Here is a 3,163-nt window from a genome sequence, read left to right as displayed (position 1 = left end):
ATACCCCGATCGCTAGTAACTATTTTCACAGCGCGGGGTAGTTCTTGGTTGACTAGATCGATCGTTTGTTGATATTGTTCGGCAGTTACTAAGTCGGCTTTATTTAAAATCACCAAATCCGCACAAGCCAACTGATCCTCAAATAACTCCTGCAATGGAGTCTCGTGATCTAGATTCTCATCCTCTAGCCTGAGCGCGTCTACAGCCGCCGGATCGCTGGCAAACCTCCCATCTGCCACGGCATCGCAATCGACCACCGTAATGACCGCATCTACCGTCGCTGCGGTGCGAATTTCTGGCCAGCGGAAGGCGGTAATTAGCGGCTTGGGGAGTGCCAAACCGGAGGTTTCGATGAGAATGCAGTCAATGTCATCTTTGCGTGCAATTAGGGCTTGCATCGTGGGGAGAAATTCTTCTTGTACCGTACAGCACAAGCAACCGTTGGTGAGTTCGACGATATTATTGGGGGTTTCGATCTCATCATCGGGGCAAACTTGACACGATCGCAATAACTCCCCATCGATACCTAATTCGCCAAATTCATTGACAATTACCGCAATCCGTCGCCCTTGATTGTGGGTGAGTAAATGTCGAATCAGCGTGGTTTTGCCACTACCCAAGAATCCGGTAATAACGGTGACGGGAATTTTTTTTGCCATGTTAAGTTAATTTGCGTGCCGCGCACAAATGGAAATATACGTACCTCGGCGGGCATCCTGACTTCTCGATTTCCGCAGGAATCGATTTACAGTTGCACAGACAGCGTTGGCTTTGCACCAAACTTTCCCCGTTACCTCTACTGGCTGCTCCCCAGTAGAACCGAGTTCGGTCTTATAGTTTACCGCAATTACTCGCTACATCTTGGCGGTAAACTTTATTAATCGCATAGCTCGCTTGATTCTACCAAAAATATCCCGATCGAATCCTCGTGCGCTGTTCGCCAGGATCGTATTCTAGGATATATTCGCGAGTAATTGCAGCTTGCGCGCGCAGATTTGCAACCTCACTTTCGGCAATTTCGGTATCTGTAGATAGTAGGATAACTTGTTGACTGGCGGTGGGGAAATAACGTTCGAGCAAATTGGTACGGTGAGAGGAATCTAATCTACCCAATGGTGTATCGATCGCAATTGGCAATTGTCGCCCTGATACTCGTGCTAATCCCCATAATAAGGCGATTGCTAAGAGTTGTTTTTCACCTGCGGAAAGTCGATGTTTTGGTAATGATTTGCCCTCGCGATCGTGAAGAGATAAGGTGAAGGTGTTACTATCGATCGTGACTCGCTGGACGAGTTCGGATTTATGTAAGAGATATCGCAAACACTCGGTCACTTCGTTTTCGAGTTTATTAATTTTTTTGAGGGTGAGTTTGGCTTTAAATATTTCTAATGTCGCTTTAACTTTGGCGACGGATTCAATAATATGTAAATCGTTTTTCAGCTTGATATTAGTTTCGGTATAAGTTGCTAGTTCTTGTTTTGTTTTAGCAATAATCCGATCGAGTTCTTGGTATTGACGTTCGCTAGTAATTTTGTCGGCTTTAAGCTGAGATACTAATTCGCGGGCGGTGGTTTCTCGATCTTTCAGGCGGGTATATTCTTCTGGCGATGCGGCTGTGGCAATTTGCCGATCGACAAAATCTAATTCTGCTTCGAGTTTTGTTAATTGAGCTTGCAGTTCGCTGACTTTATCGATGTCGCGATCGAGATCGGATTTGAGGATATTATCTAACTGTTCGATCGCTTCTACATCGGCATTCAACCAGGCGGGTGGATCTAATTTAGCATCTTGCTTTAAGCTCTGATTTTCAAGTTCTAAAAAGGCTTGAATATCGGTAATCCGCTCGGTTGAGATTGTTTTTTGTTGTAAATATTCGAGCAAACGCCGATCGCGATCGACTAATAAATCGAGTGCGGCTTTAGCTTGTTGATGGCGTAATTCGAGCCGCGCTTGCGATCGAATTTTTACGAGTAAAGGTGTAATTAAAGCCAGTGGTAAATTACCTGCGGCTAGATGCCCTAGCTCTTGCCGCAGCCGATCGATTTGGGTTTGGATAGCTTTCGATTCTAATTCTAATTCCTTACCTTGAGCGGCAATTTTGCCCCCTTCAAGTACGAATTTATCGAAGGCTTGTCGTTCGCGATCGATTGCAGTTTCTAGCTTGGCTTCGAGCTTGACCGATCGGTCTTGTAATTGGGCTAGTTCTAATTGTTGTTGCTCTAATCTAGCCTCAATTTTATCGATCGCCTCTAGTTGACTTTTATTGGCGGCATTTTTGCGTTTTCTACTTACTAATACATCTAAATCTGTAGCTAATCTTTCGGCTAATTCTAAACCGAGTAACGATTGAATTGCATCGTACACGCCGACAGGTGGTGTTTCTTGCTCTGCTAATTCTTTAACTTGTTCGCCATCGAATAGGAATAAATTAGAAATCCCTAATGGCAGGAGATTTTCAATATATTCATCCCAGGTATTTAATAAAGCTTTATCCGCCCAATCATCTACTAAAATTGCTAAAGTATCCTTCCCATCTTTAGGGTTGCGCTCCCAATATCTAACGATCCGAATATCCCTAAAGTCACCATCTTCAGCAATCTGAAAAGCTAATTCTACCCGTGCTTTTTCGGTTGGTAATGTTTGCCGACTGACACATCGATCTAAAAATTCACCATAACTCAAATTTCCCCGCGTCGAACACTGAGCGCGCGCACCATATAGAGCCAAGCGAATGGCATCCATAATTGTCGTTTTACCACCACCATTCATGCCCCCAATCAGAATAATCGGACGGCTATCTGCGGAGGTATCCGGTAGTAAATTAATTGTATTCTTACCGAGATAAGAACCGAAGTTTTCTAATACCAGTTCGCGGAATAGCATAGGGGAGATGGGAGTTAGGATCGGGGAGCGGGGGGACGGGGGACTGGGGGACAGATAAATTGTTAATCCAAAATCTTTCTTACTTCTTACTTCTTACTTCTTACTTCTTACTTCTTACTTCTTACTTCTTACTTCTTACTTCTTACTTCTTACTTCTTACTTCTTACTTCTTACTCCCCGCTTACAAGAGATCGGCTAAATTAATATCTCTTTCTAGCAGGCAAGCATGACCGCTGAGGGGTAGTAAAGTTGTTTTTGACTTGGGAAGTTGTTGGTGGAG

Annotated in this window: 2 protein-coding genes and 1 riboswitch; both genes read right to left on the bottom strand. The window is 44.1% G+C overall.

From position 1 onward, the window contains the following. On the bottom strand, nucleotides 1–659 hold a 659-nt coding region (cobW, locus tag RMO79_RS14905; RefSeq protein ID WP_310483963.1), incomplete at its 3' end, for a cobalamin biosynthesis protein CobW. A 29-nt stretch (nucleotides 660–688) separates the two neighbouring features. Further along, nucleotides 689–839, bottom strand: a riboswitch (cobalamin riboswitch). A 61-nt stretch (nucleotides 840–900) separates the two neighbouring features. Then, on the bottom strand, nucleotides 901–2,883 hold the full coding sequence (dndD, locus tag RMO79_RS14900; RefSeq protein ID WP_310483962.1) for a DNA sulfur modification protein DndD: 1,983 nt from the start codon (nucleotides 2,881–2,883) through the stop codon (nucleotides 901–903). Between the last annotated feature and the right edge of the window lie 280 nt (nucleotides 2,884–3,163).

Source organism: Chamaesiphon sp. VAR_48_metabat_403, assembly GCF_031422475.1.
In the GTDB taxonomy this organism is placed as follows: Bacteria; Cyanobacteriota; Cyanobacteriia; order Cyanobacteriales; family Chamaesiphonaceae; genus Chamaesiphon.
This window is presented reverse-complemented; position numbering and strand designations above follow the sequence as displayed.

Excerpts from the sequence above, each read along its gene's own strand:
- dndD (WP_310483962.1), bottom strand. The coding sequence starts at position 2,883 with ATGCTATTCCGCGAACTGGTATTAGAAAACTTCGGTTCTTATCTCGGT.